The 25,301-nt window shown below is 52.2% G+C and carries 28 protein-coding genes; 10 read left to right on the forward strand and 18 right to left on the reverse strand.

Annotated elements, in window-relative coordinates:
• Nucleotides 1–18 precede the first annotated feature (18 nt).
• The 4 genes from RNAN_RS13225 to RNAN_RS13240 form a co-directional block, all read right to left on the reverse strand.
• Complete coding sequence (locus RNAN_RS13225) at nt 19–906, reverse strand: LysR family transcriptional regulator (protein ID WP_040552157.1); 888 nt, start codon at nt 904–906, stop codon at nt 19–21.
• Nucleotides 907–1,089: 183 nt separating this feature from the next.
• The gene (locus tag RNAN_RS13230) at nt 1,090–1,632 is read right to left on the reverse strand and encodes a 1,2-dihydroxy-3-keto-5-methylthiopentene dioxygenase (protein ID WP_008222582.1); all 543 of its coding nucleotides are present in this window, start codon (nt 1,630–1,632) and stop codon (nt 1,090–1,092) included.
• Nucleotides 1,629–2,312 carry an acireductone synthase gene (mtnC, locus tag RNAN_RS13235; RefSeq protein WP_008222583.1) on the reverse strand — a complete coding sequence of 228 codons (684 nt, stop codon included), beginning with the start codon at nt 2,310–2,312 and terminating at the stop codon, nt 1,629–1,631. The genes RNAN_RS13230 and mtnC overlap by 4 nt, the downstream gene beginning before the upstream one ends.
• A gap of 3 nt (nt 2,313–2,315) precedes the next feature.
• On the reverse strand, nt 2,316–2,948 hold the full coding sequence (locus RNAN_RS13240) for a methylthioribulose 1-phosphate dehydratase (RefSeq protein WP_008222584.1): 633 nt from the start codon (nt 2,946–2,948) through the stop codon (nt 2,316–2,318).
• A gap of 104 nt (nt 2,949–3,052) precedes the next feature.
• Between RNAN_RS13240 and RNAN_RS13245 the strand changes: the two genes are divergently transcribed.
• On the forward strand, nt 3,053–4,198 hold the full coding sequence (locus RNAN_RS13245) for a methionine aminotransferase (protein WP_008222585.1): 1,146 nt from the start codon (nt 3,053–3,055) through the stop codon (nt 4,196–4,198).
• Nucleotides 4,186–4,965 (forward strand): amidohydrolase, encoded by a 780-nt coding sequence (locus RNAN_RS13250; protein WP_008222587.1) that lies wholly within the window; start codon nt 4,186–4,188, stop codon nt 4,963–4,965. Before RNAN_RS13245 ends, RNAN_RS13250 begins: the two co-directional genes overlap by 13 nt.
• Here the strand turns inward: RNAN_RS13250 and RNAN_RS13255 are convergent.
• Entirely contained in the window at nt 4,962–5,471 is a 510-nt protein-coding gene (locus RNAN_RS13255; protein WP_008222589.1) for a M48 metallopeptidase family protein, read from the reverse strand. The genes RNAN_RS13250 and RNAN_RS13255 overlap by 4 nt on opposite strands.
• Nucleotides 5,472–5,598: 127 nt before the next feature.
• Here RNAN_RS13255 and RNAN_RS13260 point away from each other — a divergent pair, with 127 nt between their 5' ends.
• The 3 genes from RNAN_RS13260 to RNAN_RS13270 all read left to right on the forward strand — a co-directional run bounded on the left by RNAN_RS13260 (nt 5,599) and on the right by RNAN_RS13270 (nt 8,259).
• Nucleotides 5,599–6,024, forward strand: coding sequence for a cytidine deaminase (locus RNAN_RS13260; RefSeq protein ID WP_008222591.1), 426 nt, complete (start codon nt 5,599–5,601; stop codon nt 6,022–6,024).
• 3 nt (nt 6,025–6,027) lie between these two features.
• Complete coding sequence (gene deoA, locus RNAN_RS13265; protein WP_008222593.1) at nt 6,028–7,341, forward strand: thymidine phosphorylase; 1,314 nt, start codon at nt 6,028–6,030, stop codon at nt 7,339–7,341.
• Nucleotides 7,342–7,404: 63 nt separating this feature from the next.
• Nucleotides 7,405–8,259 (forward strand): transporter substrate-binding domain-containing protein, encoded by an 855-nt coding sequence (locus RNAN_RS13270; RefSeq protein WP_008222595.1) that lies wholly within the window; start codon nt 7,405–7,407, stop codon nt 8,257–8,259.
• 64 nt (nt 8,260–8,323) lie between these two features.
• Here RNAN_RS13270 and rho read toward each other — a convergent pair whose 3' ends face one another.
• The gene (gene rho, locus RNAN_RS13275) at nt 8,324–9,589 is read right to left on the reverse strand and encodes a transcription termination factor Rho (protein WP_008222597.1); all 1,266 of its coding nucleotides are present in this window, start codon (nt 9,587–9,589) and stop codon (nt 8,324–8,326) included.
• A 193-nt stretch (nt 9,590–9,782) separates the two neighbouring features.
• Complete coding sequence (trxA, locus tag RNAN_RS13280; RefSeq protein WP_008222599.1) at nt 9,783–10,109, reverse strand: thioredoxin TrxA; 327 nt, start codon at nt 10,107–10,109, stop codon at nt 9,783–9,785.
• 102 nt (nt 10,110–10,211) lie between these two features.
• Between trxA and rhlB the strand changes: the two genes are divergently transcribed.
• The 4 genes from rhlB to RNAN_RS13300 all read left to right on the forward strand — a co-directional run bounded on the left by rhlB (nt 10,212) and on the right by RNAN_RS13300 (nt 14,452).
• Nucleotides 10,212–11,498, forward strand: coding sequence for an ATP-dependent RNA helicase RhlB (gene rhlB / locus RNAN_RS13285; RefSeq protein WP_008222600.1), 1,287 nt, complete (start codon nt 10,212–10,214; stop codon nt 11,496–11,498).
• Nucleotides 11,464–13,005 carry a guanosine-5'-triphosphate,3'-diphosphate diphosphatase gene (gene gppA / locus RNAN_RS13290; protein ID WP_008222602.1) on the forward strand — a complete coding sequence of 514 codons (1,542 nt, stop codon included), beginning with the start codon at nt 11,464–11,466 and terminating at the stop codon, nt 13,003–13,005. Before rhlB ends, gppA begins: the two co-directional genes overlap by 35 nt.
• A 168-nt stretch (nt 13,006–13,173) precedes the next feature.
• The gene (locus tag RNAN_RS19360; RefSeq protein ID WP_272942688.1) at nt 13,174–13,872 is read left to right on the forward strand and encodes an RHS repeat-associated core domain-containing protein; all 699 of its coding nucleotides are present in this window, start codon (nt 13,174–13,176) and stop codon (nt 13,870–13,872) included.
• A gap of 13 nt (nt 13,873–13,885) precedes the next feature.
• Nucleotides 13,886–14,452, forward strand: a complete 567-nt coding sequence (locus RNAN_RS13300) for an SMI1/KNR4 family protein (protein ID WP_202802303.1) — start codon at nt 13,886–13,888, stop codon at nt 14,450–14,452.
• A 47-nt stretch (nt 14,453–14,499) separates the two neighbouring features.
• On the opposite strand, the gene hemB is transcribed toward RNAN_RS13300, so the two are convergent.
• The 11 genes from hemB to RNAN_RS13355 all read right to left on the reverse strand — a co-directional run bounded on the left by hemB (nt 14,500) and on the right by RNAN_RS13355 (nt 23,128).
• Nucleotides 14,500–15,507 carry a porphobilinogen synthase gene (gene hemB, locus RNAN_RS13305; RefSeq protein WP_008222604.1) on the reverse strand — a complete coding sequence of 336 codons (1,008 nt, stop codon included), beginning with the start codon at nt 15,505–15,507 and terminating at the stop codon, nt 14,500–14,502.
• Nucleotides 15,497–16,249 (reverse strand): GGDEF domain-containing protein, encoded by a 753-nt coding sequence (locus RNAN_RS13310; RefSeq protein WP_008222606.1) that lies wholly within the window; start codon nt 16,247–16,249, stop codon nt 15,497–15,499. Before RNAN_RS13310 ends, hemB begins: the two co-directional genes overlap by 11 nt.
• Nucleotide 16,250: 1 nt before the next feature.
• Entirely contained in the window at nt 16,251–17,051 is an 801-nt protein-coding gene (locus RNAN_RS13315; protein ID WP_008222609.1) for a TatD family hydrolase, read from the reverse strand.
• 1 nt (nt 17,052) lies between these two features.
• On the reverse strand, nt 17,053–17,580 hold the full coding sequence (locus tag RNAN_RS13320) for a hypothetical protein (RefSeq protein WP_008222611.1): 528 nt from the start codon (nt 17,578–17,580) through the stop codon (nt 17,053–17,055).
• Nucleotides 17,577–18,353 carry a twin-arginine translocase subunit TatC gene (gene tatC, locus RNAN_RS13325; protein WP_008222613.1) on the reverse strand — a complete coding sequence of 259 codons (777 nt, stop codon included), beginning with the start codon at nt 18,351–18,353 and terminating at the stop codon, nt 17,577–17,579. The genes RNAN_RS13320 and tatC overlap by 4 nt, the downstream gene beginning before the upstream one ends.
• Entirely contained in the window at nt 18,331–18,666 is a 336-nt protein-coding gene (tatB, locus tag RNAN_RS13330; protein ID WP_008222615.1) for a Sec-independent protein translocase protein TatB, read from the reverse strand. The genes tatC and tatB overlap by 23 nt, the downstream gene beginning before the upstream one ends.
• Nucleotides 18,667–18,942, reverse strand: coding sequence for a Sec-independent protein translocase subunit TatA (gene tatA / locus RNAN_RS13335; protein ID WP_008222618.1), 276 nt, complete (start codon nt 18,940–18,942; stop codon nt 18,667–18,669).
• Nucleotides 18,943–19,012: 70 nt separating this feature from the next.
• Entirely contained in the window at nt 19,013–20,641 is a 1,629-nt protein-coding gene (gene ubiB, locus RNAN_RS13340) for a ubiquinone biosynthesis regulatory protein kinase UbiB (RefSeq protein ID WP_008222620.1), read from the reverse strand.
• Nucleotides 20,641–21,249, reverse strand: coding sequence for a ubiquinone biosynthesis accessory factor UbiJ (locus tag RNAN_RS13345; protein WP_008222621.1), 609 nt, complete (start codon nt 21,247–21,249; stop codon nt 20,641–20,643). The genes ubiB and RNAN_RS13345 overlap by 1 nt, the downstream gene beginning before the upstream one ends.
• Nucleotides 21,249–22,001: a bifunctional demethylmenaquinone methyltransferase/2-methoxy-6-polyprenyl-1,4-benzoquinol methylase UbiE gene (gene ubiE, locus RNAN_RS13350; protein ID WP_040552177.1), complete on the reverse strand. Its 753-nt coding sequence runs from the start codon at nt 21,999–22,001 to the stop codon at nt 21,249–21,251. Before ubiE ends, RNAN_RS13345 begins: the two co-directional genes overlap by 1 nt.
• Before the next feature lie 98 nt (nt 22,002–22,099).
• Nucleotides 22,100–23,128: a GGDEF domain-containing protein gene (locus tag RNAN_RS13355; protein WP_008222623.1), complete on the reverse strand. Its 1,029-nt coding sequence runs from the start codon at nt 23,126–23,128 to the stop codon at nt 22,100–22,102.
• Nucleotides 23,129–23,416: 288 nt separating this feature from the next.
• On the opposite strand from RNAN_RS13355, the gene RNAN_RS13360 reads away from it, so the two are divergent.
• Nucleotides 23,417–25,171 (forward strand): DUF885 domain-containing protein, encoded by a 1,755-nt coding sequence (locus RNAN_RS13360; protein WP_008222625.1) that lies wholly within the window; start codon nt 23,417–23,419, stop codon nt 25,169–25,171.
• The last annotated feature ends 130 nt before the right edge of the window (nt 25,172–25,301 follow it).

Raw genomic sequence — 25,301 nt, forward strand, 5'->3', positions numbered from 1 at the left:
GCGACTTCCAGTTGCACCCTATTGGTTAACATGAAAACTTTGCAACACCCAGTCAATCAGCAGCTGTATTTCCTGCCGGTTTGGGTCATCATCATGGCGCACCAGGTAGTAGCGGTCGCGGCTGAGCAGTTCCTGTTCAAATAAGCGTTGCAGGCTGCCGTTACTAAACCAGCCGGCGCTGATTGGCAGCGGAATTAACGCCACGCCCAAGCCCTGCTGGGCGGCGCGCGCTACGCTAAACATGCTGTCCAGCTGAATAATCTGCTTGGGCGCAAAGTTATGATAACCCACGTGCTCGGCCCACTGGTGCCAGGCGTGTGGCCGTGCCTGGTGCAAAATCAGCGGCACCTGCTCCAGTATGCGATAGCCTTTACTGTGCCATTTCTGGTACTGCTGCGGGTTACAGGCCGGAATGTAGCTTATTGGAAACAAGTCATACACCTGCTTTTGCTCTGGCCGCTTGCCGGACAACACTATGGATAAGTCGGTATATTTTGGGCTGTCGCGGCGTGACTTAATGGTTTCCAGCGTCAGGTTAATGTTCGGGTATTGCTCTGACCAGCCAATCAGCTTAGGGACAAACAGCTCGCTGGCAAAAAATTCCGGCATTGAAATGCTGACCTCCAGCATACGCTGGGCCTGACTGAATTCGGCGATAGTGGCGGCTAATTGCTCCATCTGTGGTGCTATGGCCTGATAAAAGCGCTTGCCTGCCTCGGTTAACACCACGGCGCGGGTTTTGCGTTCAAACAGGCTGAGGTTGAGGTTTTCTTCCAGCTGGCGGATCTGATGGCTAACCGCAGACGGCGTTAAGTACAGCTTTTTCGCCGTTTCTTTAAAACTGAGGCACTCGGCAGCGACGCAAAAACAACGCAGGCCGCGCATCGGGGTGTGCAGTGGTAACATAATTTTCCAGCTCTGAGGCAAAAAAGCATGCTGCCACAGTATGGCAGCAGAATATGACAAGGATAAGCAAAAGCAGTACCAGCGCAAGCACCGTAGTTAATTAATTGATCTTATTTTAGTTTATGGGGTTATCGCCAGCCAGTTGCTGCTGATGTTGCACTCTGTTGGTGCGCTTAGCACACCTTAAGGCAATAACGGGAAGCGGCTGGCAAGGTTACTGCCGGTAAAATTGGCCACCCAGCCCTCGGGGTTGTTAAATAGCCGGATAGCGGTAAATTCCGGCGCGCTGCCCATATCAAACCAATGGCTGGTGCCGGCCGGCACACTGATTAAATCATTTTTTTGGCACAATACCTGGTACACCTTGCCGTTGATATGCAGGCAAAATAAGCCCTGGCCGCGGACAAAAAACCGCACTTCATCTTCACTATGGGTATGTTCGGCCAGAAACTTCTGCCGTAATACCGCTTTATCCGGATGGTTGGCACTTAGCGAAATCACATCCACTGTCATATAACCGCCTTCGGCCTGTAGCCTGGCAATATCGGTGGCGTAAGCGGCCTGAATGTGCGCGCTACTGCTGTCGGCGCTAACCGGCGCTGTGGCCTGCCACTGCTCAAAGCGCACACCGGCCAGCTGCAACTGCTGCTGAATGTCATGGCTGTTGCTGGTATGCAGCAGTGGCTGCGCCGGATTATCGCTACTAAAGACCGTCAGTTCACTCATGCGATCAGCTCCTCAACCTGGTTAAAGTTATGCGCTATGGTATGGCTGCCGGCTACCTGGCCGTCGCGGATTAACTGCATAGTGCCGATACCCAGCGGCGCAGCGGCATCCAGCTCGGCCACCACATCGGATAAAAACAGCACCTGCTTGGGTGGCAGCTGCAAGTGCTGCAAGATGGCGGCATAAGAAGACATCTCGCGTTTGGCACCGATGCGGGTATCAAAGTAGCCGCTAAACAGCGGCGTCATATCGCCAAAATCACTGTATTTAAATAATAATTGCTGTGCCTGCACCGATCCCGAGCTGTAGACATACAGCTTAATGCCCTGCTGTTGCCAGCGGCTTAGTGCATCGAACACATCCTGATAGACATGTCCGGTAAAAGCGCCATTTTGGTAGCCCTGCTGCCACACCATGCCTTGCAGCGCTTTTAACGGTGTGGCTTTTTTATCTTCCGCTATCCATTGCTGCAACTGCGCAATAATGGCATCAAGGCTGGCATCAGGTTGTTGCATCAGGTTGCGGCAGGCGGCCAGCTGTTCAGCAACGGCCGGCTCGCTGGCATGCTGCTGCATAAATGCCGGCAGCTGGCGCGCTGCATAGGGGAACAGTACTTGTGTAACAAAGCTGATACGGCTGGTGGTGCCTTCAATATCGGTGATAATGGCAGAGTACTTCACGGTTTACCTTGTTAGTTTTAACCTCTCAAGCTCGCAGTTTATAAGAAACTCCCAGCCTTCTAAATGCCTTTTTGCCTCTTCCAGGCTGCGGCCCCAGACATAAAGGCCATGGCCGCGTACCAACAGGCCCCAGTTTAACGGCTGCTGTTGCCAGCGCTGTCGCACTTGCTCTGCCAGCGCCGGGATATGCTGGGTATTGTCAAACACTGCCAGTGCACAGGGCGTATCGTGGCTGCTATGGCCGCTAATGGCCTTTTGCATCTCATAACCAGAGAACAGGTAGCTATCGTCGTTGATAAGGCGCGAAAACACGGTAGCCTGCAGCGAATGAGTATGTAGCACGGCTTTAATTTGTGGCTCCAGCTGATAGAGCTGGGCGTGCAGCGCGGTTTCGGCCGAGGGCTTTCCCGGGCAGCTAAGAGTGCCATCCTGCCAGCTGACCGGCAGTAAGTCCTGTGGGCTGAGCTCGCCTTTATCTTTACCTGAAGCGGTAACCAGCGCGCTGTGCTCACCGCTGCGGATGGAAAAATTGCCGCCGGTCGCGGGTACCCAATGCCGGCTGGCGATCCAACGGCCCAGCGCGCATAACGCAATGGCATTGGGGTTAAGCTGATGCAGCTGGGCGGTGTTATTCATCGTTAATAAACCTGATTGCTATACGTTCAAACGTTTAGATGTCTACACATAAAACGGGCTAAATGATAGCATTCAAGCCGGTTTTCGCAACTTTTTCTTGCCTTATGTCATTGACCAGCAAACTGCCCGCCGTTGGCACCACTATCTTCAGCCAGATGTCGCAACTGGCTGCTCAGCAGCAAGCGATTAATTTATCTCAGGGTTTTCCGGATTTTGCTGCCAGCGACGTGCTGATAAACCGCCTGGCGCACTATGCCAGCCACGGCTATAACCAGTACGCGCCTATGCCGGGCATTCTGCCGCTGCGCGAACACATCGCCACCTTGCTGCAGTACTGCTATGGCCGCAGCGTTTGCCCACAGCAGGAAGTAACGGTAACCAGTGGTGCTACTGAGGCGTTGCTGGTGGCGATAAGCGCTGTGGTAGCGGCCGGTGATGAGGTGATCCTGTTTGACCCGGCTTATGATAGTTATGCGCCGGCGATAACCTTAAATGGTGGCAAGGCAGTGCACATCGCGCTACAGGCGCCGGATTACCGGGTAGATTGGCAGCAGGTAGCGCAGGCGATAACTGCCCGTACCAAGCTGATTATTGTTAACAGCCCGCATAACCCCAGTGGCATGGTATTTAGCAATGCAGACTGGCAGGCTTTGCAGAGTCTGGTGGTTAACCATAACTTGTACTGCATCAGCGATGAAGTGTATGAGCATATGGTGTTTGACGCCGCGCCCAGGCATAGTGCTAATAGCTTTGCAGAGTTGGCACAGCGCAGCTTTATTGTGTCTTCTTTTGGTAAAACCTTTCATGTTACCGGCTGGAAGCTGGGTTATTGTGTGGCGCCGGCGGCATTAAGTAGCGAGTTTCGTAAAATCCATCAGTATGTCACCTTCTCCAGCTTTACCCCGGCGCAATATGCCATTGCCGATATGCTGGCAGAACACCGTGAACAGGTGCTGGGGCTGGCTGCATTTTATCAGCAAAAACGCGATAGTTTTGCCGCTTTGCTGGCGGCTAGCCGCTTTCGTTTATTGCCCTGTCAGGGCACTTATTTTCAACTGGTTGATTACAGTGCGCTAAGCAAGCTGGATGATGTGGCCTTTTGCCGCTGGCTGACCATTGAGCATAAAGTGGCGGCGATTCCGCTGTCGGTGTTTTATCAGACGCCGCCGGACAGCCGTATTATTCGTTTTTGTTTTGCCAAACAGCCGGCTACGCTGCAAGCGGCGGCGGAGGTGTTATGCAAACTGTAACTGAGCTTAGGGTGGCGCTGCTGCAAACCGAACTGGTATGGCATGACGCTGCGGCTAACCGGCAGCAACTGGCTGCACAGTTAAAGCCTATCCAGGCAGATCTTATTGTGCTGCCGGAGATGTTTAGTACAGGCTTTTCGATGCAAAGCAACGACATAGCCGAGCCAGAAGGCGAAACGCTGGCCTGGTTAATCCAGCAGGCAAAGCAACTGGGCGCTGCGATCGTTGGCTCGGTGGCGACGCGTCTTGCCAGCGGCTGTGTCAACCGCTGCTATTTTGTCACGCCACAGGGCGATGTCAGCTTTTACGATAAAAAGCATTTGTTTCGTATGGCCGGCGAGCAGCAGGCTTATCAGGCCGGTACCGGGCGGGTACTGGTGCAGTATCGTGGCTGGCGCATTTTGCTACAGGTCTGTTATGACCTGCGCTTCCCGGTATTTAGCCGCAACCGCAATGATTATGATGTCGCGCTCTATGTCGCCAACTGGCCGGCGGCGCGCAGCCACGCCTGGCGCACTTTGTTGCAGGCACGGGCGATAGAAAACCAGGCTTATGTGCTGGGCTGTAACCGGGTCGGCATCGATGGCAATAAGGTGGCTTATCGCGGCGATAGTTTAATTGTCGATTACCTGGGCCAGCCGCTGGCCGATTTGGCGCCTGAACAGCCCGGTGTATTAACGGGCGCGCTGGATTTAACCGCGCTTCGGCAATACCGGCAGCAATTTCCGGCGCATCTGGATGCGGATGAGTTTTCTTTGTTAGGTTAAGATTGCATGTCTGCTGTACTAAGATCCCGCCACAGCAACCAAAGCCGGGTATCCAGTTCCAGTTGGTGGTATTGCGGCTCCATATGCTGGCACAACTGGTAAAACGCTTTGTTATGTTCTTTTTGTTTAAAGTGCGCCAGCTCGTGCACCACTATCATGCGTAAAAACTCAGCCGGCGCCTGCTTAAACAATGCCGCTATGCTAATGCTGTTATGCGCCTTTAATTTGCTGCCGTGCACGCGCGAGGCAAAGGTGTGCATGCCCAGCGCCTGTTTAATAATATTCAGTTTACTGTCGTAGCGCACCAGGCTGAGCGGCGGGCTATTGCGCATAAAGTCGTTTTTTAGCTCGTTAACATAGCTGTATAGCGCTTTATCGCTCTGGATCTGGTGTGGTTGCGGGTACTTGCTGTGCAGATACTGCGCCAGCTTACCGTTGTTAAGTAATTCAGTAGCCTGCTGTTGTATGCTGGCCGGATAGCCCGCCAGATAATTAATCGCTTGCAAAGTGTCTTTCCAAACTGAAACAGACGCTATTATAAGCCTTATTCGCGCCGGCGTCAGCCGCAGCAGGCTTGACGTTGCCGCTTTTCACAGTAACACTGTATGCCCATTACTAACATGAGTTTAACCAGTGAGCGACATTAACTGGCCAGCGCTGCAAAGCGCAGCACAACAAGCCGCGGCGCAGGCTTATGCGCCCTACAGTCAATTTCCGGTCGGCGTTGCCGTGCTGGCTGAAAGTGGCAACATTTACACCGGCTGCAATGTTGAAAACGCCTCGTACGGCGGCACCGTATGCGCTGAGCGCAATGCCATAGCCGCTGCCGTGGTGGCCGGCGAGCGCAAGTTCCGCGCACTGCTGGTATATACGCCACAACCTGCGCTTACTCCGCCCTGCGGTATCTGTCGTCAGGTGATTGCCGAATTCTTCAGCCCGGACGCGCCAGTGGCCAGCTGTAATCATTTACAGCAGCAACAGCTGTGGACCTTAGGTGAACTATTGCCGGCCGCTTTTACCCCTACTTATTTAGCCAACAGCAGCAAAGTTGGAGCTTAATGCATGATCCCGCAGGAAATTATTAAAACCAAACGTAATGGCAATACCCTAAGCCAGGCGGAAATTCAGCAGTTTGTCCGAGGTTTAACCGACGACAGTTTCAGCGAAGGCCAGGTAGCGGCGCTGGCGATGGCGATCTATTTAAACGGCATGAGTGTTGATGAAATTGTGGCGTTAACGCTGGCGATGCGCGATAGCGGCACCGTGCTGAACTGGCAGGGCAAATTAAATGGCCCTGTAGTGGATAAACACAGCACCGGTGGCGTCGGCGATAAAGTGACCTTAATGCTGGCGCCCATGGTAGCCGCCTGTGGCGCCTTTATGCCCAGTATCGCCGGCCGTGGTTTGGGCCATACCGGTGGTACAGTTGATAAGCTGGAGACTATTCCCGGCTATAGCTGCACCCAGTCACTGGACACCATCCGTAAACTGTTGCCACAACTTGGCTGTGTGATTGTTGGCCAGAGCAGCGAGCTGGCACCGGCTGATCGGCGCCTATACGCCATCCGGGATGTGACCGCCACCGTTGAATCCATTCCGCTGATTACGGCGTCGATTTTATCGAAAAAGCTGTCAGAGGGCTTAGATGCGCTGGTGATGGATGTCAAAATTGGTAACGGTGCCATTATGCGTAGCGTCGATGACGCCTCTGCGCTGGCTAACAGCATTGTTAATGTCGCCAGGGGTGCCGGCGTAAACACCCGTGCCTTACTGACGGATATGAACCAAATTTTAGGCACTAGTGCCGGTAATGTGCTGGAAGTGCTGGAAACACTGGATTATTTAACCGGTAAATACCGTGAGCCGCGTTTACATCAGGTAACGCTGGAGCTGGGCGCCAATATGCTGATGCTCGGTGGCTTATATCAGGATAAAGCGCGCGCTATCGCTGCACTTGAGCACAGTTTAAGCTCGGGTAAGGCGGCAGAAATATTTGCCAAAATGGTATCGGCACTGGGCGGCCCGGCGAATTTACTGGAACAGCCGCAGCAGTATCTGGCAACGGCGCCGGTAGTGCAGGACATTGTTGCGCCGCACAGCGGTTATCTGCACTATACCGACACAGTAGGCTTGGGCATGGCAGTGGTACGTTTAGGCGGTGGTCGCTCGCACCCCAGCCAGCAGATTGACCCGGCAGTGGGTTTTAGTCATATCACCTCCACGGGGCAGAAAGTGCAACAAGGCGATGTATTGGCCAAAGTGCATGCTGCCAGCACAGAAGCGGCGAAAGTTGCGGTAGCGGAATATTTGCAGGCACTGACCATAACAACCCAGGCTACTGCGCCTTATCCACTGGTACATCATATCGTTGGTTAATTGACGGCAGCCCCTGCGGTTGACTAGAGTTAGGTAACACAACTGCGGGGCCAGCTAATGCTAATGCGTGCGTTATTATTTTTGCTCAGTGCCAGCTTTACGCTGCAGGTAAGCGCGGCGCCCCAAATTACCTGGTTACAAACCGACTGGCCACCGCATCAAATTGTCAGTGGGCCCTTTCAGGGCCAGGGGACTTTTGATTTATTACAGCAACAGCTGATGGCAGCATTACCAGAGTTCAAGCATCAAAGCCGCTTAGTCAGCCTGGCCAGAGTAGAGCAGCTATTTTTACAGCAACTGCCCGGTTTTTGTGCGATAGGCACCTTGTATTCGACGCAACGGGCGGCCAGTAGATTGTTTTCAACCCCGCTGGCAGTGGGGCCTGCCTTAGCGGTGGTGCATCTGGCCACTCACCCTGGCCTGGCGCAGGCCGGTGCGGATGCGCTGGAGATTAACCAGCTGGCACAACAGGCCCAGCTGGTAGGCGCTTATCAGCCAAACCGTTATTATCCACCGGTGGTGATGCAAGCCATACAGCAGCCTGCATCAAACTTAACCAGTCAGACTTTTACCAGCGAGTTAAATGCTGCCCAGTTATTGCAAAGTGGCCGGGTAGATTACGTGATTGAATACCCCGAGCGGATGCGGTATTACAACAGTTTACTGGCGCAGCCGGTAGCACTGCAGCATAGTGCTATAGTGGGTGCTGATATTGCCAACGTGTCTTATGTTAGCTGCACCACCGGTAAAGCCGGGCAGCAGGCGATAGCTGCCATTGATAAAGCATTACAACAACTGTGGCGCAGTGCTGACTATCAGGCGGCCATGCGGCGTTGGCTGGATGATGCGGCCTGGCAGCGGCTAAGCCCGCAGCTGGAGCAAATCCGGCTGAGTTATCAAACCGCGGATACGCGTTAACAGGCCATAGCCGGCAAGAAAAAGCCGGCACTGGGGCCGGTTCTCTGGTTTCGCTGGCTTGGGCTTAGCTTTTTTGCCGTTTCATCGCTTCGAAAAACTCGTCGTTGGTTTTGGTCATCAGCAGACGGTCAATCAGGAACTCCATACACTCGGTTTCATCCATCGGGTTGAGAATTTTGCGCAGGATCCACATTTTTTGCAGCTCTTCCGGTGAGGCCAGCAGCTCTTCGCGGCGGGTGCCTGAACGGTTAAAGTCGATGGCCGGGAATACGCGACGCTCAGCAATTTTACGTGACAGGTGCAGCTCCATGTTACCGGTGCCTTTAAACTCTTCGTAAATCACTTCGTCCATCTTCGAGCCGGTGTCTACCAGCGCAGTAGCAATAATGGTTAAGCTGCCGCCTTCTTCGACATTACGCGCGGCACCAAAGAAACGCTTCGGCTTGTGCAGGGCGTTGGCGTCCACACCGCCGGTTAATACCTTGCCTGAGCTTGGAATAACAGTGTTGTAAGCGCGGGCTAAACGGGTAATCGAATCGAGCAGAATAATGACGTCTTTTTTATGCTCTACCAGGCGCTTGGCTTTTTCAATTACCATCTCAGCAACCTGCACGTGGCGGCTGGCCGGTTCATCGAAGGTTGAGGCGATAACTTCGCCTTTTACCAGGCGCTGCATCTCGGTTACTTCTTCCGGCCGCTCGTCAATCAGCAATACCATTAACACACAGTCCGGATGGTTAGCCGCAATCGACTGGGCAATATTTTGCAGCAAAATGGTTTTACCGGCTTTCGGTGGTGCGACGATTAAGCCGCGCTGGCCTTTACCGATAGGTGAGGCTAAATCCAGCACCCGGGCGGTGATATCTTCGCGGCTGCCGTTACCACGCTCCATCCGCAACCGTGAATTGGCATGCAGTGGCGTTAAGTTCTCGAACAGGATCTTGTTGCGCGCCTGCTCCGGGCGGCCAAAGTTAACTTCGTTAACTTTTAATAAGGCAAAGTAACGCTCGCCTTCTTTCGGGGGCCGGATAAGGCCGGAAATGCTGTCACCGGTGCGCAGGTTAAAGCGGCGGATTTGGCTTGGCGATACATAAATATCATCCGGGCCGGCTAAGTAAGAGCTGTCGCCAGAGCGCAGAAAACCAAAACCGTCCTGCAGGATTTCCAGTACGCCATCGCCGTAAATCTCTTCACCGTTTTTGGCGTGGGATTTTAAAATGGCGAAAATGATGTCCTGTTTGCGCAGGCGGGCCATATTTTCTAGGCCCATAGACTCAGCCAATTCAACCAGCTCGCTAATCGGCTTCAGTTTTAGTTCTGTTAAATGCATATTGATGGGTTTCTTGTTGAAATAAAAACAGGGTAATGCTTATCGGTTCGATAAAATAAGGTTTGGAAGTGGTTTTTCGACAGACAAGCGTGGTTTAGAACGTTTTATTGGCTACACAATAGCAGCAGAGGACAGGTGCGTCCAGCGCTGAGAGAGAAAAAGGCGTATAAAAATACGCCTTTTTTCAGATTGCTCAGATGTTGCTATCGAGAAACTCTTTTAACTGAGTTTTAGACAGTGCGCCCACTTTAGTCGCTGTCACCTGGCCGTTCTTGAATAACAGCAGGGTTGGGATACCACGAATACCAAATTTAGGTGGTGTGTTCGGGTTGTGATCGATGTTCACTTTCGCCACTGTCACTTTGCCAGCGTAATCTTTTGCCACGTCATCTAAAATTGGCGCAATCATTTTACAAGGACCACACCACTCTGCCCAGAAATCGACTAAAACCGGGGCGTCGGCTTTTAGTACGTCGGCTTCAAAACTGTCATCTGAAACCTGTAAAATATGTTCGCTCATTTATGTCTCCGCTAGTGCTATGCAGGGCTGCTGCAAAAAAGTGTTATCAATTTAAACGTGGCTGTTCCTTATTGCAAGCGTAACGGTTATGCTTAGCGCCGTATGAATAAAACACACTTAACTTCACATAAATTCGCCGATTTCGCATTGGCGCCACAGGTTCTTGACGCGTTAAATGCGCAAGGTTTCGGCTATTGTACGCCCATTCAGGCCCAATGTTTACCGCTGGCATTAGCCGGTAAAGATATTGCTGGCCAGGCCCAAACGGGCACCGGCAAAACATTGGCGTTTTTAACAGCGACCTTTCATCATCTGTTAACCCATGAACCTAAGGGTTCAGGCCAGCCGCGTGCCATTATCATGGCGCCTACGCGTGAACTGGCGGTACAGATCCACCAGGATGCAAAAATGCTGGCAGAAAAGGCCGGCTTGCGCCTTGGTCTGATCTATGGGGGCGAAGGTTATGATACGCAACGCCAGCTGCTAGAAAAAGGCGTTGATATTTTAATTGGTACTACCGGCCGCTTAATAGATTATTTAAAGCAAGGCCTGTACGACTTATCGCAAATTCAGGTGGTGGTGCTGGATGAAGCTGACCGGATGTTTGATCTGGGCTTTATTAAAGACATCCGCTTTATGTTTAACCGTATGCCGCCGGCCACCGAGCGTTTAAGCTTGCTGTTCTCTGCCACTTTATCGTACAAGGTGCAGGAGCTGGCGTTTGAAAAAATGAACCAGCCGGTGCATATCCATGTGGCACCGGAAGAGATGACCGGCAGCCGCATCAGCGAAGAGCTGTTTTACCCCTCAGACGAGCATAAAATGCCGCTGCTGTTAACGCTGATGGAAGAAGAGTGGCCGGATAAAGCCATCGTCTTTGCTAACACCAAACATTGGTGCGAAGAAGTGTATGCCTGGCTGGAAGCCGATGGTCATCGTGTTGGCCTGCTGACGGGCGACGTGATCCAGAAAAAACGTCTGCGCATTTTAGAAGACTTTACCAGTGGTAAACTGGATATTCTGGTGGCAACTGACGTCGCCGCCCGTGGTCTGCATATTCCCAAGGTTAGCCATGTGTTTAACTTTGACCTGCCGGATGACTGCGAAGATTACGTGCACCGAATTGGCCGTACCGGTCGCGCCGGTGAAAGTGGTAAAGCCATTAGTTTTGCCTGTGAGCGTTATGCGCTTAATTTAACCGCGATTGAAGACTATATCCGTCATCCGATCCCGGTCACGCAATATGATGCCAGCGCCCTGCTGGACGATATTAAAGCGCCGAAGCCGCGGGTTCGCCGCCGGGCCGGTCAGGCCAGAACTGGCAACCGTTCAGGCGCAGGTGGGCGCAGCAGTCATGGCGCAAGAGCTCCTCGCAACCGTCCTCGTTAATCCGGCGCTGACAGCCGACCAATCACCGCATCAGGATATCTATGCGGTGATTGATCTTGGCTCCAACAGCTTCCATATGCTGATGGTAAAAGTGGTCGGCGGTTCAGTGCAGGTTATTGGCCGGGTCAAGCGCAAAGTGCGCTTAGCGGCCGGCTTAAACGAAAACCTGGTGTTAAGCCGCAAAGCCATGAAGCGCGGCTGGGAATGTTTAGCCTTATTTGCTGAGCGTTTGCAGGATATCCCGCCACAGAACATCCGTATTGTCGGCACAGCCACGCTCAGGCTGGCGAAAAATGTTAAAACCTTCCTTAAAGAAGCCGAAGCCATTTTAGGCCAGAAAGTCACGGTGATAAGTGGCGAAGATGAAGCACGTATTATTTATTTAGGCGTAGCACATACCTCTAACAGTGACACTAACCGGCTGGTGATTGATATAGGTGGTGCCAGTACCGAAGTGGTAATAGGCGCTGGCTTTAACCCGCTGTTGTTATCCAGTCTGAATATGGGCTGTGTCACCTACCTTGAGCGCTATTTTGCCGACGACGAGTTAAGCGAAGACAACTTTAGCCGCGCCATCGCCGCGGCCGAACAGGAAGTGCTAACCATTGCCAGTCAATATCAGCACACCGGCTGGCAGATGGCGGTAGGTGCCTCGGGCACTGTGCAGGCGATGCAGGAAATTTTAGTGGCGCAGGGCAAAGATGAAGTGATTACCCTAAGCCGGCTGGAAGATATTATGCAGCAGGCGCTGGCCTGCGGCCGGATGGAGCAGCTGACTATTACTGGTCTTGCGCAAGAGCGCAAGCAGGTATTCCCGTCCGGGTTGGCTATACTTATCGCGCTGTTTCGCTGCTTAAATATTACTGGCATGACCTTATCCGGCGGCGCTCTGCGTGAAGGGGTGTTGTACAGCATGTTGCCACAGTTGCAACATACCGATGTGCGCAGCCGCACGGTAAACAGCCTGATGGTGCGCTATTTTATTGACCAGCGCCACGCCGAGCGGGTGGCCGAAATGGCGGCAGAGCTGGCTAATCAGCTGCAAAGCCGCTGGGATTTAAACAAATTTGAAGGCCACAGTATGCTCAAATGCAGTGCGCTGCTGCATGAGCTTGGCTTGCTGATTGAGTACAAAAACCATCACCATCATGGTGCCTACATTATTAACCACTCGGACTTACCCGGCTTTACCCGCGCCCAGCAGCAGCTGGTGATGGCGCTGGTGCATAACCACCGCGCCGATATCAGCCGCGAGATTATCGCCCGCCAAACCATGACATCAGTGCTGCTTACCGTGCGGTTAACCCGCATTTTGCGCCTGGCGGTGATTTTATCGATGCGCCGCCGCCATGAAGTGCTGCCGCAGGTCACTATTAGCAGCAAAGGCGAGCAGTTAGTGCTGACCATGCCGGCCGGCTGGTTAGAGCAGCACCCGCTGATGCGGGCCGAGCTGGAGCAGGAAGTGCAGTATCAGCAGCAAGCCGGCTGGGAGCTGCTTATTAAGTAGATAAGCTCTCCTATTTACGTATTTCTTCTAATTGGAAGAATTTCATTTACTTATCTAATTGCAATATGTAGACCCAGCAGGTTTTTGTTTGTAAATCATACAGACAAAATTTTTATGATTGTTAACTTTAATTTTTCACTCCAGCGTAAAGTCAGAATTTAACCCCACATTTCTCATAGTTATCTAGGTGTACCAGCTAGCACCAACAACGGCCGGTTCCAATACACCGGGCAATTGGCGCTTAAAGAGCTAGGGCTGTATTACTACAAAGCACGGATTTATCAGCCAAAGTTAGGCCGCTTCTTGCAAACAGACCCAATTGGGTATGAAGACCAGATGAATCTTTATACTTATGTACATAATGATCCAATCAATATGATCGACCCTAGTGGGGAATCTGCTAAAAAGAAACTTCTTCAACCTGCTATTAATACTTTAAGGTCATACGAGCAGCGGTTGATAAATAATGCCAAGGCTAGAGGAAGAAGGGCAGCATTAAAACAAGAGCGTCAATCCTTATTAGAGACCGGAGAGACAAGATCAAACTTGAGTGATGCGCGAGCTCAGGAACTAGCTACAACTGGTAAGCTTAAGAATATGCATGGACATCATGAGCCCTCGGTAAGTTCAGGAAATACGCTTGATGAAAAGATAGCTATCGCAGAAAACCCCGATAATATTACGTTTATGGAAGGCGCAGATCATATGGCCCTTCATGCAGAGCTAGGTGGAACGAATGTTCCAATTTCAGCAACAGTTGTCGGTGCACTTGCAACTGGATTAGAGTTGCTTTCAGAAATTCCGGATCCAACATCAGTCATTTCAACAATGGGATGTGCCGAATTGGTATGTCCTAATAATTTGTAATAGAAAGAATTTTATGAATAAGAATGAGTTTGATGAAAAAGTTTTACGAAGAATGAATGCTTGGGCTACGTCGAATGACTTAGTCAATGATGCTGGGACCAGACTTATTGGCCATCGTCCAGAAATTGCTCCGAAAGCATTCCTAAATGTTATTTACTCTGCATTAAGTGAAACTGATATAAGAGAATTTGAATCTAGAGTTCAGCTAAGTATTCCAAAGCAATATAGAGCTTTTCTGGGCATAGCGAATGGTCTCATTTGTTATTCAGGGAGCCTAAAGGTTTTGGGGTACATTCCTAAAGATAGGAAACATGAATCTCATGTTCACAACTATCCTTCTGACGCATACATCCCAAACTGCTCGGCAAGACTTAAAGGACTGCGAGATAAAGATTTCATTGTTGGCTTCTATAAAGAGGATGGATCTTACGCTTTAGTAAATGGTGAAGGATTGGTCGAACGTGTTAGCGTTAAAGGTGATGGAAAAATTATATATCAATGGGAAAATTTCGATTCGTGGCTTTCTGAGGAAATATTGAGGCTTGATGAGCTGTTCAGGTCTAAAATGTTAACGAGCTGATAAATCTAACTTAGATACAATGCCCCGCTTTTGCGGGGCTTTGTGTTTTAAAAATCTTGCTTTAACCAAATTGCCACTTTTTTGGCAAAGTACGTCAGAATGCCATCGGCACCGGCGCGTTTAAATGCCAGTAATGACTCCATAATCACCGGCTTTTCGGCTAACCAGCCATTTTGAATCGCTGCCATATGCATCGCGTATTCGCCGCTAACCTGATAGGCAAAGGTCGGCACACCAAACTCATCCTTTACCCGCCGTACTATATCTAAATACGGCATGCCCGGTTTTACCATTACCATATCGGCGCCTTCTTCTAAATCCATGGCCACTTCGTGCAGGGCTTCATTGCTGTTGGCCGGGTCCATCTGGTAGGTTTTTTTATTGCCGCCTTTTAAATTACCGGCCGAGCCAACCGCATCGCGGAACGGCCCATAGTAGCTGGAGGCATATTTGGCTGAGTAGGCCATAATGCGGGTGTTAACAAAGCCCGCTTCTTCCAGCGCCTCGCGGATAGCGCCTATGCGACCGTCCATCATGTCAGACGGCGCCACCACATCAGCGCCTGCAGCGGCGTGCGACAGTGCCTGCTTAATCAGCGCGGCGGTAGTAATGTCATTCAGCACATAGCCGTTATCGTCAATAATGCCGTCCTGACCGTGGGTGGTGAATGGGTCCAGCGCCACATCGGTAATAACGCCAAGCTCAGGCACCTGTTGTTTTAGCAGGCGCACAGCGCGCTGCGCCAGGCCATCCGGGTTCCAGGCTTCTTCAGCCTGCAAAGACTTTTTCTCACTGGCGGTAACCGGAAACAGTGCAATGGCCGGAATACCCAGCTCAACCAGCTGTTTGGCTTCTGCCAGCAACAAATCCAGGCTTAAGCGCTCTATGCCCGGCATAGACGTTATCGCTTCGCGCTTATTTTCACCTTCAATAATAAACATCGGGTAAATTAAATCGTTTACCGTTAGCTGATGCTCGGCCATCAGGCGGCGGCTAAAATCGTGTTCACGCATGCGGCGCAGGCGGCTGGCGGGAAAATAGCGGTTAGTGTTCATTTATCTCTCCTGTTACTGCTGCGGCTGCCACTGCTACGGCTGCCACTGGGGCCGGATAACTGTGTACCTGGTCCCGCCCGGCGGCTTTGGCCCGGTATAAGGCTTTATCTGCAAAGGCAATAAATTCGTCGTTGTCGCTGTCTTTTGCCGGTATGGCGGCATAACAGCCAGCGCTTAAACTTAGTGTTAAGGTATCGTCTGCGGTATTAATGCAGGTTGCAGTTAATTGTTGGCGGATACGCTCGGCCAGCTGTACTGCGCCGGCCAGGCTGGTGTTGGGCAGAATAAGTGCAAACTCTTCGCCGCCGTAGCGAAATACCTTGTCGGCCGGGCGCTTTACGTGCTGCCGGATAAGCTGTGCCACCTGTTTAATCGCCTGGTCACCCACCAGATGACCGTGGTTGTCGTTAATCTGTTTAAAATGATCAATGTCCAGCAGCACCAACGCCACAGTGCGCTGTTCGCGCCGGCTGCGTTTAAGCTCTGCGGTTAACTGGCGGTCGAAATAGGCGCGGTTGTATACGCCGGATAACGCATCAATCTGGGTTTGGATCTCCAACTGACGGTTTGCCTCGGTGAGCTCATCTAAGGCAATTTGCAGCTCAAAGCTGTGGCTGCGCAGCTGGCTTTCTAAATCGGCGGCCGCCTGATGCCAGCGGCGCAGTACGCGGGCGGCGGCCAGCCCAACCAGCAGGCAGCCTAATAACAGCCCGGCCAGAAAGTAGGGTAAAACAATAGCCATGTTAAGCCTTACCACTAAGGGCTGGCAGGCCAAACAGCTGTTGGCTGTTGGCCAACAACTGCGTTGCCAGCGCTTCGGTTGTGAGCTGACGTAAGTTGGCCAGCACAGTGGCAATATGCGGCAAAAAGGCAGGCTCGTTGCGCCGGCTTGCCGGTTTTGGGCTTAAATCGCGTGGCAGTAAATAGGGCGCATCGGTTTCCAGCAGTAATCTGTCCAGCAGAATATACTGCAGTGCCTGACGCAGTGCATCACCGCGGCGCTCATCACAGAGCCAGCCGGTAATACCGATGTGCAGGCCCAGGTCCAGATAGGCTTTTACCTGTGTCATATCGCCGGTAAAGCAGTGTGCTACGCCGTGCTGTATTCGCTGCTCCGTTACCATGGCCAGCTGGGTGGCAAAGGCATCACGTTCATGCAGATATACCGGTTTAGCGCTCAGTTTGGCCAGTTGCAGCTGCTCGGCAAACACCTGTTGTTGCACCGGCCTTGGCGAAAAGTCGCGGTTAAAGTCCAGGCCGCACTCACCTACTGCCACGACTTTTGGCAGTGTCAGCAATTGCGTAAGTTCGCTCAGCCAGGCGCCACTGACCTGTGCTGCCTGATGTGGATGCACACCGGCCGTGCTAAAGCAGCCATTGTGCTGTTGGCAAAAGGCAATGTTTTGATGGCTTTCGGTGATATCACTGCCAATCAGCACAAGTTGTGTCACCCCGGCAGTGCGGGCGCGTTGCAATACTTGCTCACGATCGGCGTCAAACTGATTGCTAAACAGATTAACGCCGATATCACACCATAGCGGCATCTTATTGCTCGCGTCTGATGCGAATGGTGCGGTTATTGTTGTCATTGGCGAGGAAAAAGGAATTAAGTACACCACGCTTAATCGTATGCTGCTGGCCAACGGCAATGGCGTAATAGTCGCTGCCAATCTGGCGCCAACGCTGGCCGTTGTCAAACTCTACAATCAGCTCTTTGCGTGGCGTGTAGCTAACGTTTTTCACCGTAACCCTTAAGGTTTCATCGGCATCGGCCTGCGCTTTATGTTCCAGGCCAAAACGGTCATCGCTGTTCTTTTCCGTATTAGTTGCGGCCGGCTCAGTTGTGACCGGCGTAGCTGGGGCCTGCTGTGCCCGTTCATTGGCTGGTGCCGGCAGGGTGTTACTGCCCGCTGTGGTCACTTGGGTAATGGCGATGGCGTCATAACAGCTTAAGCGGCGCAGCGCATTTTGTTCGGCCCGGCACAGTTCTACCGCCTGGTGTACAGGGATTTTACTATCAGCTGTTGCACTGACACTGAGTAAGGCGCTGCAGATTGCTAATACATATTTCATCGCTGTTGTTCCTGTTCTTGTTTTGCTGGCGGTTGTTCGGAGGGCTCAGTGTTTTTCGGCTGATAAAACCGGCTTAATGATAAGCCCAGTTCAAACAATAACCACATTGGCACGGCGAGCAGCGTTTGTGATATGACATCTGGCGGGGTCAGCAGCATACCCAAAATAAAGGCGCCGACAATAATATAAGGCCGCTTCTCAGCCAGCGCTTTACGGGTGGTAACGCCGGTCCAAGTCATCAGCAAAATGGCGACCGGAATTTCAAATGACAGGCCAAAGGCAAAAAACAGCTTAAGCACAAAATCCAGGTAACTGCTGATATCGGTGGCGACGGTAACGCCTTGCGGCGCGACACTGGTAAAAAAGCCGAAAATAATTGGAAATACAACAAAATATGCAAAGGCAATGCCGCTGTAAAACAGCAGGGTACTGCTGATCACCAAAGGTGCCATCAGGCGTTTCTCGCGGCTATACAGCGCCGGCGCAATAAACTGCCATACCTGCAGCAGCAGGTAGGGTACGGCCAGGCAAATCGCGACAATAAAGGTAAGTTTAAACGGGGCAAAAAACGGCGCTGCCACATCGGTGGCAATCATGCTGCTGTTTTCCGGCAGCACGGCCAGCAGCGGTTGTGCCAGCAGATGGTAGATATCCTGCGCAAAGGCTGCCAGCGCAGCAAACACCAGGATCACAGCGACCACGCAGCGTAATAAGCGGCTGCGCAGTTCAATCAAATGCCCCAGTAAGCTATCAGGATTTACGTTCTGGCTCATCACTTTGCTCTTTTGCTGGCGTTGTCGGCGCTGTTAGCGACGGCGTTACCTCGGCGGCGGCTTGTTTTAACTCAGCCAGCGCAGCTTTTTCCTGCTCGGTCAGGTTAAGCAGGCCTTTAGCTTCAGCCTCTTTTAGTTTCTGGTGCAATTCATGCGTGCGCAAATCGTGATTCAGTTCGGCCTGCATTTGCTGACCAAACTGCTTAATGCTACGCACGGTTTTGTGCACCGAGCGAATAGCGCCGGGTAAGCGCTCAGGCCCCAGCACCAGCAGTGCCACTACGGCGATAACAACCAGCTCCCAGAAGCCCATTTACACTTTGTCTTTAGTGTTATGTTCGGTAGTGCTGTTGCTGCCGGGCGCCGCGGTATCTGTTTTGGCTTTTTCATTCAGCTGCTGCGGCGGTTGTTGTGGCTGTTGTGATGGCTCAGCGCTGTCTTCTTCCGGCGCATCTTTTATTGAATTACGAAAGCCTTTTACCGCAGAGCCGAGATCAGAGCCGATGCCACGTAATTTTTTTGTACCGAACAGCAGCACAATGATCGCCAGCACAATAAGTAATTGCCAAATACTGATATTGCCAAACATAATTTTCTCTATCCTCTGGTTGACTGCCGTGATGGCAGCGCTAGCTTATGTCGTTATTATGACAAACGCATTATCGCAATAAGGCTTTAGCGGCGAACACAACGCTAAGACCCAGCAGCGCCGCTGCGGGCCAGGGGCTGCCGAAACTGAACACTATACTAGCACTGATCAGGCTGGCTGCAGCAAAGGTTGCTGCAACAATTTGTGCTTTTGCCTGTTGTTGCTGCTGTGCCAGCTGCTGTAGCTGGCTAAGTAACTGGCGCTGTTGTTTTGGCCCTTGCTCCAGATACTGATGCAATAAGTTTGGCATTTGTGGCAGCTTTTCTGCCCAAAATGGCAAATTTTCTTTTACCTGCCGCCACACGGCAGGCAAGCCAACCTGTTGTTTTACCCAGTTTTCCAAAAACGGTTTGGCGGTTTTCCATAAATCCAGCTGCGGATATAACTGACGACCCAGGCCTTCAATATACAGTAAGGTTTTTTGCAGCAACACCAGCTGCGGCTGCACCTGCATATCAAAGCGGCGGGCGGTGTTAAACAGGTTCAGCAGTACATGGCCAAACGAAATCTCGGCCAGCGGCTTTTGGAAAATCGGTTCACAGACAGTGCGGATGGCGCTTTCAAACTCTTCCACCTTGGTATGGGCTGGTACCCAGCCAGAATCGACATGCAGCTGCGCGACTTTTTTATAATCACGGTTAAAAAAGGCAACAAAGTTTTCTGCCAGGTAGCGCTTGTCTTCGGCGTTTAAGGTGCCAACGATGCCACAGTCGATGCCGATATACTTCGGGTTAGCAGGGTGTTCACGCGCGACAAAAATATTGCCCGGATGCATATCAGCATGAAAAAAGCTGTCGCGAAATACCTGGGTAAAAAACACTTCTACGCCGCGTTTGGCCAGCAGCTCCATGTCGGTGCCTTGCGCTTCCAGTGCGGCAATGTCTGACACCGGTATGCCATAAATGCGCTCCATTACCATCACATTGGTGCGGCTGTAATCGCTGTAAACAAAGGGAATATACAGCGAGTCGGAACCGTCAAAGTTACGCCTGAGCTGAATGGCATTCGCCGCTTCACGCTGCAAATCGAGCTCATCAAGGATGGTTTTACGGTATTCCGACACCACTTCACGAGGCCTTAGGCGTTTGCCATCGGGTAAAAAGCGCGCGGCGGCATCGGCCAGCGTATCCATTAACGCCAGATCGGCCAGAATTTGCTGTTTAATATCGGGCCGGATCACTTTAATGACCACGTCGGCCAGGCTGCCATCATGCTGGCGTAAGCGGGCTGTATGTACCTGGGCAATAGAGGCAGACGCCAGTGGGGTTTGATTAAACTCGCTGAACAGCTCAGCGATGTCATTGAGCTCCAGTGCCTGTTCAATCAAGTGCTGTGCTCTGGCACCGTCAAAGGGCGGTACTTTATCCTGCAACTTGGCTAATTCATCCGCCAAATGCGGCGGAAACAGATCGCGCCGGGTCGATAGCATCTGGCCGAACTTCACCCACACCGGCCCCAGGCTTTGCAGCGCCAGACGCAGACGCACCCCCACCGGCTGCTGTGGGTGTTGGTTGCGCAGCCAAAACAGGCTACGTCTTGCCAGCCTGGCATACCAGGGCTGCCACTGCGCTGGGATCAGTTCATCCAAACCAAATTGTAATAAGGTTTTCTGAATCTGGTAAAAACGACTGATACGCACTAAGACTCCCTGCAAGCGGCAAGTTGTTGTTGCAAAACATCGGTACGGGCCGCCAGGTCGCTGACGGCGCTGCTGAACAGCGCCAGCTCGGTTTTATCCGGGCTTACCCTCAGCTCGTCCTGTAGTAGCTCGCCACCCATTTGTGCCAGCGCCCGGCTTTTTTCGGTTAAGTAGTGCTGCCATTGCAGCAGGCTCTGGCTGATTTTGTGCGCGGCACCATCGCCGACATACAGCGACAAACGTTGTTGCCAGTCCGGGTTTAGCTGCTGAAAAAAATAGCTGTATTGTTGCGCTACCTGAATGTCACCGTCAATCTGCAGCGCATCGGCTTTAATCAACCGCGTTAGCTGGCTGGGGTCGCGCAGCAGCCGCAAACTGGCCATATCGGTAACAATGGCACAATCGACGCTGTTGTCGTGTTGGTTAAACAAAATAGTATCGTGAGTGGCGCTGAGTACCAGCGTGGTTGGCCACTCTTTTAAGCGAAACGACAGTTGTTTGCCGCTAAGCCTTGCTAAACGCGGTTTGGCATCCGGGTCCATCGCAATCAGCCGGGCCATGGCCACTTCTGCCACAGCACAGATGAACTGGGGCAACAGCGGTAACATCAGAATTTGTACCCGCGATGCAAGGCCACAATGCCACCGGTCAGGTTGTGGTAGCTCACCTCGGCAAAACCGGCGTCCTGCATCATGGCTTTTAAGGTTTCCTGATCCGGGTGCATGCGGATAGACTCCGCCAGATACTGATAGCTTTCTTTATCATTCGCTACCAGCTGACCCATCGCCGGCAGCAATTTAAATGAGTACAGATCATACACTTTGCTTAGCCACTCTTGCTCGGGTTTGGAAAACTCCAGTACCAACAAGCGACCACCGGGTTTCAGTACACGAAACATCGAGCGCAGCGCGGCGTCTTTATCGGTCACATTCCGCAGGCCAAAACCAATGCTGATGATATCAAAGCTGTTGTCGGCAAAGGGCAGTGCCTCAGCATTGGCCTGTACATACTCAATGTTGTTTACCAGGCCCAAATCGCGCAGCTTGTCGCGGCCGACATTAAGCATAGAAGCGTTAATATCGGCCAGCACCACTTTGCCTGTTGGCCCAACCCGTTTGGAGAACAGCGCGGTAATATCGCCGGTGCCGCCGGCTAAATCTAACACCTGCTGGCCGGGGCGTACGCCACTGCAGTCAATGGTGAAGCGTTTCCATAAGCGGTGAATGCCGAGCGACATTAAGTCGTTCATCACATCGTACTTGGCGGCGACAGAGTGGAACACATTGGCCACCAGTGAGACTTTCTGCTCGGCGGCAACGGTTTTGTAGCCAAAATGCGTGGTGTTTTGCTTATCGGTCATGCTGCGGGCCTGTAGGCAGTTAAATGCGGCTAGTGTAAAAGATAACAGCGCACAGGCCAACTTCTGTGTTGGCTTTTCTGTGTGCTGTTGTTGTTGGCTTAACTTGCCAGCATGGTCTCGCTGGCCACCTGATTGCGGCCGCGCTGTTTAGCCAGCGACAGCACGGCGGCAGTGCGGCCTAAAAACTGGTACCAGTTTTCACTGGGTTGAAACACCGATACGCCAAGCGAAATGGTAATTTTGGGCAAGGTTTTTTTGTTGCGTGATGAGACAAAACGCAGTTTTTCCACCCCGCGACGCACCTGTTCGGCGATTTCACTGGCGCTGCGTAAATCGACGTCTGGCAGCAGAATTAAAAATTCTTCGCCGCCCGAGCGCACCGGCAAGCCGCTGCTTTGTACATAGCTGCTGATTTTGCGCGCCACCTTCGACAGGATCACATCGCCGACGGCGCTACCGTATTCCTGATTAAAGCGCTGAAAGTGGTCCAAGTCTACCGCGATAGCGGCAATACGCCGCTCGGGTTGCTCAGTAAACCAGATATCTAACTGATTTTGCATCGCCAGCCGGTTATACAGGCCGGTAAGCGGGTCTAACAAGCGTTGCTGTTTAAGTTGCTCTAATTCCTGGCGCAGTTGCTGGCTTTGTTGATTTGCTGTCAGCAGTTGTTGCTGGATCTGTTGTTGGCTCAGCTGAAACTGCACACTGCTCTGCTGTATCTGCTGCGCGATATCGCGAAGGATAGGGTCGGCTACGGTATGTTGCTGCAGCTGCAGTACACTGCCGTCCAGTTGCTGCAGGTACTGTTCCAGTTGCTCTGCGGCAACATCGGTGTAGGCGGCGACACGGGTAGCGATGCCAGTGGCGTCTTGCAGTAACTGTTCTTGCTGCGGGCTGTGCTCGGTTAAAAAGCGGCTGTATAAGTCTGCCATAACAAAATCATCAAGTGGCGCCTGGGCGGCCAGTTTCTGCTCAATGATATGACAAAGTGCGGCATTGTGGCCGCTGATATATTCGTAACATACTGCATAGTTAACCGGATGAGCCGCAAGCCTGACGCGCTGTAAAAATACCTTAACCTGAGAGGCCTTCTCACTGGCTTGCTGTAGTGAATCCTGATACTTCATAAGACCACGTAAAACTCCGCTTGCTGATCCCGCTGCCAATCACAGCCGGATGATAACGTACTTCATGCCACAGCCATACTACGCGAATATTAAATACTGGCAACTGCCGCACACCGTTTGCGACGCATAAGGGGAAAATAGCGTCAGTTTGCTGCTAAAACCAGCGCTACAGCGGCCGTAGTATGGCAACTTATCCGACTAATTACCCTTGTCAGCCGTTTAACGGCCTGTTATTGGCCGGCAAAGTGGTTACAATCGATGCATTACACCCCACGAGGATCTCGTTTTATGTCTAGCCGACCTAATACTAAAGTGCTGTTGTTACTGACGTTATTACTCACTGCCTGTGCGGGTAGCCCGCAACGTGCCGATCAGCGCTTTACCGCCCTGGCAGAGCAAATATGGCAGGGCGAGCAGCGTTTACGCCAAAACGAACCCGGCCAGTTAACCGATATGTCGCCACAGGCACTGGCCCAGCGCCAGCAGCAGCGGTTAGCCTGGCAAGCCAAGCTGCAGCAGGTCGATGTTGACAGCCTGTCAGAGCAAAATCGCATTAACCATGCCATTTTGGCTTATCGTTTGGCCGACGATATTGATGAATACCGCTTTGGCGCTCATCTGATGCCGTTAACAGCAGAGTCGGGTTTTCATACTAATCTGGGCTTTTTACCCCAGCGCACCGCCTTTCGCAGTATCAGTGATTATCAGAACTATTTGCGCCAATTATCAGCGATACCCCGTTACATGAGCCAGCAAACGGACTGGATGCGCCAGGGTATCGCCCAGGGCATGACGCAGCCCAAGGCAGTACTGGCCGGCTTTGAGAACAGTATTATCTCTTACGTGGTGGCTGAGCCTGGCGACAGCGTGTTTTTTCAGCCCTTTGCTAAGCAACCGGCCTTTGTCAGCGATGCGGATTGGCAACAGCTGGTCGATGAGGCAAAACAGCAAATCCGTTTATCGGTAAACCCGGCCTATCAGGCGTTCTATCAGTTTATGCTGGACGAGTACCTGCCGGCAGCACGCGACAGCATTGCTGCTTCAGCACTGCCCAATGGCGCCGCCTATTATCAGAACCGGTTAGAGCATTACACCACTTTGCAACTGACACCGGCACAAGTGCACCAGATTGGCCTGGATGAAGTAAAGCGCATTCGTGGCGAAATGCAGCACGTGATTGATGGTCTGGGTTTTGCGGGCAGTTTTGCTGACTTTGTGCAGTATTTACGCACTGACCCGCAGTTTTACCCCAAAACCCCCGACGAGCTGATGCGCTATGCGGCGTTTTTATCAAAAAAAGCCGATGCTCAGCTGCCAAAATTGTTTAAAACCCTGCCCCGTACGCCTTATGGTGTGGTGCCGGTACCGGCTGAGATTGCGCCTAAATACACCACCGGCCGTTATTCCGGCGCCTCTCGCGATGACCAGGCGGGCTTTTATTGGGTAAATACCTATGCGTTAAACCGGCGGCCTTTGTATGAGATGGAGGCACTGACCTTGCACGAAGCGGTGCCGGGCCATCATTTACAAATTGCGCTGGCCAGTGAGCAAGCCAGTTTGCCAGATTACCGGCGCAGCTTTTACACCTCGGCCTTTGGTGAAGGCTGGGGCCTGTATGCCGAGTATTTGGGGCTGGAGATGGGGTTTTATCAGGACCCTTACAGTAACTTTGGCCGCCTGACCTATGAAATGTGGCGCGCCGCCCGCTTAGTGGTCGACACCGGCATGCACAGCATGGGCTGGAGCCGGCAGCAGGCCATTGACTTTATGGCCGCCAATACCGCCTTGTCGATGCACAATGTGACGACGGAAATTGACCGTTACATCAGCTGGCCGGCCCAGGCGCTGTCATACAAGCTCGGTGAAATTACCATTAAGCGGTTACGTGCAGAAGCCGAGCAGGCGCTGGGCGACCGCTTTAATGTGCGCGAGTTTCACGATCAGCTGTTAAGTAACGGCAGTTTGCCGCTGCCTATTTTAGAACAATTGGTGCGTGATTATATTGCCAGCGCTAAGCAAGCCCCGGATAATAGCCAACAGTAAGAATACCTATAACCACAGCGGCCTTGTGGCCGCTGCCGTAGTTAGCGACCTTGTTAGGGATATAGTGCGTTATGATGTGGCTGGTGGTACTCGGGGTACTGGCCCCGGGGTTGTTGTACGTCTTGTGGCA

Source organism: Rheinheimera nanhaiensis E407-8 (genome assembly GCF_000296695.1).
Taxonomy (GTDB): Bacteria; Pseudomonadota; Gammaproteobacteria; order Enterobacterales; family Alteromonadaceae; genus Alishewanella; species Alishewanella nanhaiensis.